This is a genomic window from uncultured Veillonella sp., from assembly GCF_905209685.1.
Lineage (GTDB): Bacteria > Bacillota > Negativicutes > Veillonellales > Veillonellaceae > Veillonella.
The window spans coordinates 1-4117 of the sequence record NZ_CAJLUB010000139.1 but is presented as its reverse complement, the minus strand read 5'-3'; the positions used below and the strand labels follow the sequence as shown (position 1 = coordinate 4117).

Genomic DNA, 4117 nt, shown 5'->3' with positions numbered 1-4117 from the left:
ATCCATGTGTTTAGGCTAGTAAATAATATGTGTCCAGGAAAATGGGTACATATCACACAAAATCATAGGGCTTATTTATAACAACTTATTAGGGATTTTATTTATATACAAAAAAGAGCCGCCTAAGCAGCTCTAGGTTTATTATTCTACACCAACCATTACGTTAGTAGCCTTGATAACAGCATATACTTCTTTGCCTACTGTTAAGCCCAATTCTTTAACAGATTGAACTGTAATGTCAGCAGTAATGATATTATCGTTACCTACATTAATTTTCACAATTGCATTTACGGCACCTTCTTGAATTTCTACGATAGTACCTTTTAATTGGTTTCTTGCGCTTAATTTCATATTTGGCTCCTTATAAGAATTATATAATACATTCAAATTTATATTTATTATATCATTATATATAAAAAAGGCCATGATGTATATCACATCATGGTTTTTTATGCATGGAGCGGGCGAAGGGAATCGAACCCTCCTCTCAAGCTTGGGAAGCTCGCATTCTACCGATGAACTACGCCCGCAGGATGTACATATTGTATCATATATGTATCTATACATTCAAGTAAAGTTAGTCGTCATGAATATACCTATAGTGGTAGTTGTATTGTATTGTTATAACAATAGAGGTATAAAGTAATAGAAAAGGAGGCATATGTATGTCAAAGATTTATAAAATCCATAAATGGTTATCTATAATATCTGTAGTGTTTTTCTTAATGTTTTGTATTACTGGGCTTATCCTTATGTTTAGGACTGAGTTAAATGCATGGGCTCAAGGAGGAACACACAATACTTCATCATCTATGGCTATGAGTCAACAAGAAATGTCAATTTTTAATTATGCTGATGAAGGAGCTTCATTAGTTAAGCAAACCTATCCATCTAAGGATATTTTAAATATTTCTCCTGCTATGGGGGCTGGACATATTTTACGTTATCGTATTATTGATTCAGCTGCTACCATAGCTCCTCCAGCACGTATGGGAATGGGTGGTGACTATGCATTATATAATCCTAATACGAAAGCTCTCATTACTACGCATCATGAAACATCTGCTCATCCTTGGGTGCGCAGTATATTACATACTCTTCATCAACTACATACGCGATTAGATCTCGGAAAAACTGGGATTTATATTGTAACAATTTTATCTTTTTTATGTGCTTTATCGATTATTTCTGGTATTTTCTTATATGGTCCATTTCGTAAAAGTTTTGCAAAATCTGCAGTATTGTCAAATCATATGAAATTAAGTTCATTGCATCGAGAGTTTGCAATGGTTGCTACTGTATGGGGATTTATCTTATGTATTACAGGTGTATGGATAGGTGGATTTTTTATTGCCAATGACAGCTATAATGCAGATGTACTACATACTGCAAAGCAAGAGCTTTCATCGGATCAATCCGAAATTTTACAACCATCCGAAGCTATTTCTCGCATTATGAAAGCTTATCCAGATCGTCAGCTTATATCTATTGATTATCCATCCAAATTTAATGACCATCACTATGCATTTTATTTAGGTGCTGAAAATGATGATGATCCTGCTATGTTTTTGGGACAGCCTGTCTATGCTAATTTACATGCTGATTCTGCTAAGGATATGTATTCTACAAAAACAATACCATGGTATTTTACTGGTATGACTACAATGATTAATCTCCATATTCATAATCATAATACAATGGTGCTTAAAATATTATGGGCCATCTGGGATATAGTTCTTATTATAGGTATTATAACAGGCATTATGATGACTATTATAAAGAAATTTGTTAAATCTCGTGCTATGGAATCTAGAGCACCCGTTGAGATACAACATGTTTGGCGTAAACCTATCCTTTATAGTATTTTAGTTCTCCTAGGTTTTATTGTGCCTCTTTGGTCTAATCCAATCACAAATAGTATAGCTGCCATTTGTTTAAGCATTCCACTTATTGGATTCTTAATTTCTCTGATCAGAGGGAATAATTATTAATCAGTATTTTATTAGCTTGCTCCATAAGTATAAGTATGTCGCAAATGTTTGATTACTCTAGACTTAATCCGCATGGTTCATCATTAGTTTATTGATTATTTTCGAAGTGAAATGATATAATAAATTTAAATAAATAGTTTTTATGTATAAAATTCTGTATTTATATTTATAATTGAGAAAGTGGTAGTTACTATGAATTATATAAAAGCATTTATTCAGTCTGAATCATCTGGCGGTATTATGCTCTTACTTGCCGCTATTCTTGGTGTTATTACGGCAAACTCTCCATTAGCAGAACAGTATTTTTCTTTAATGCACGTCTATTGGGGACCTATGGATATACTGGAATGGGTTAATGATGGGTTAATGGCACTCTTTTTCCTATATGTAGGGCTAGAGATTAAATCAGAAATGATTTCTGGCGAATTGAATACAAATTCAAAAAGAGTATTACCACTCTTAGCTGCTTTTGCAGGTGTTGTTACACCTGCTTTAGTATATTTCTTAATTGCTGGTTCTGTCCCTGAGTATACCCATGGATGGGGGATTCCAACAGCTACAGATATTGCATTTGCCATAGGTGTTATTATGATGCTTGGTAAACGTGTATCTCAAGCTATGAAAGCTTTTCTTTCTGCCTTAGCTGTTATTGATGATTTAATTGCTATTATCGTTATAGCTATCTTCTACGGTGCCGGCGTAGATTTCCCGTATTTGATTGGTGCCGCTATCGTAACAGGCGCATTGTGGTATACTAATAAACAGGGGTATGTGAGACCTGTATTATATGGTGTATTGGGTGCAGTTCTTTGGTATTTTGTATTAAAGTCTGGCGTTCATGCAACTATTGCTGGGGTTGTCTTAGCTATGACGATTCCTGCAACAGGTAAACTTGATGGTGAAACAGTATATCCTATGCATAAATGGGCAGATAAACTGAAGCATTGGGTTAATTTTTTAATTATTCCTTTATTTAGTTTCTTAAATGCAGGGGTATCCTTTGCTGATGTTTCTGTAGATCATTTATTCCATCCTGTTGTACTAGGCGTTTCATTAGGCCTTATTTTAGGTAAACAGTTTGGTATTTTCTCTGCAGTTTTCGTTTTAGTTAAATCTAAGATTATCAAGATGCCTACTAATACAACATGGCCAGAGGTTTATGGTACTGCCATCGTTTGTGGTATTGGTTTTACTATGAGCTTATTTGTAGCTACATTGGCATTTCCACCTGGTGTCAATCAAGAAATGGCTAAAATTGGTATCTTTATAGGTTCTATTATTTCTGGTTTATTAGGTGCTATAGTTTTAATTTTGGCATATAAAATAAGAACTTTTAAGCATAAATAATGAACGTATTATATTAGGAAGGAATCATATGGAACGGATATTTGTATTTTTACGTTCTCCTGGTTCGGCGACTGCTGTTCTACTAGGAGCTACACTTATTGCATTAATCGTAGCAAACTCTCCATTGGCGACACAGTATATGTCACTTGTTAATTTGAAACTAGGTCCACTAACAACTATGGAGTGGGTAAATGATGCATTAATGGCGATTTTCTTCCTCTTTGTTGGGTTAGAAGTAAAGCGTGAATTGGTAAGTGGCGAGCTTAATACGAATGCAAAGCGTATTATGCCAGGTATTGCTGCATTATTTGGTGTGTTAGTACCTGCTATTATTTATTATCTTATTGCAGGCTCTAGTGAAGTGTATGTTCATGGTTGGGCTATTCCAACAGCGACAGACATTGCTTTTGCTATAGGTGTTATAACTGCATTGGGATCTAGAGTTCCTAACTCTATGAAGGTCTTTTTGACCGCCTTAGCTGTTATTGATGATTTGATTGCTATCATCGTTATTGCTATATTCTATGCATCAAATCTGAATCTTTTCTATTTATTTGGTGCCGTTGTTGTAACGGGTTTATTGATTTACTGTAATCGGTCTGGTTATGTTAGATCTTTATCCTATATAATTCTTGGTTTGATTCTATGGTATTGTATACTTCGCTCTGGATTACATGCTACTATGGCCGGTGTAATCTTGGCGATGACAATTCCAGAACGCGGTAAGATTGGTCGTAAATATGTTAGACCAATGCAACATTGGGAACATTATTTATCTA

At 34.6% G+C, this 4117-nt stretch carries 4 protein-coding genes and 1 tRNA gene; 3 read left to right on the top strand and 2 right to left on the bottom strand.

All coding sequences use genetic code 11. The features are described from left to right. Positions 1-141 precede the first annotated feature (141 nt). Both QZ055_RS08345 and QZ055_RS08340 read right to left on the bottom strand, forming a co-directional pair. Positions 142-351 carry a molybdopterin-binding protein gene (locus tag QZ055_RS08345; RefSeq protein ID WP_295826099.1) on the bottom strand — a complete coding sequence of 70 codons (210 nt, stop codon included), beginning with the start codon at positions 349-351 and terminating at the stop codon, positions 142-144. Between the two features lie 105 nt (positions 352-456). Continuing rightward, positions 457-530: transfer RNA gene (locus tag QZ055_RS08340), tRNA-Gly, on the bottom strand. A 135-nt stretch (positions 531-665) separates the two neighbouring features. On the opposite strand from QZ055_RS08340, the gene QZ055_RS08335 reads away from it, so the two are divergent. From QZ055_RS08335 to nhaA (QZ055_RS08325), 3 genes are all read left to right on the top strand, one after another. Next, positions 666-1991, top strand: a complete 1326-nt coding sequence (locus QZ055_RS08335) for a PepSY domain-containing protein (RefSeq protein WP_295826097.1) — start codon at positions 666-668, stop codon at positions 1989-1991. A gap of 192 nt (positions 1992-2183) precedes the next feature. After that, entirely contained in the window at positions 2184-3338 is a 1155-nt protein-coding gene (gene nhaA / locus QZ055_RS08330) for a Na+/H+ antiporter NhaA (protein WP_295826094.1), read from the top strand. 28 nt (positions 3339-3366) lie between these two features. Continuing rightward, positions 3367-4117 (top strand): Na+/H+ antiporter NhaA (gene nhaA, locus QZ055_RS08325; protein ID WP_295826092.1); only part of this gene is annotated, 751 nt, incomplete at its 3' end.

Bases quoted from the DNA above. Each gene is read 5' to 3' on its own strand.
- nhaA (WP_295826094.1), top strand. From the start codon at position 2,184: ATGAATTATATAAAAGCATTTATTCAGTCTGAATCATCTGGCGGTATT.
- QZ055_RS08345 (WP_295826099.1), bottom strand. From the start codon at position 351: ATGAAATTAAGCGCAAGAAACCAATTAAAAGGTACTATCGTAGAAATT.
- QZ055_RS08335 (WP_295826097.1), top strand. From the start codon at position 666: ATGTCAAAGATTTATAAAATCCATAAATGGTTATCTATAATATCTGTA.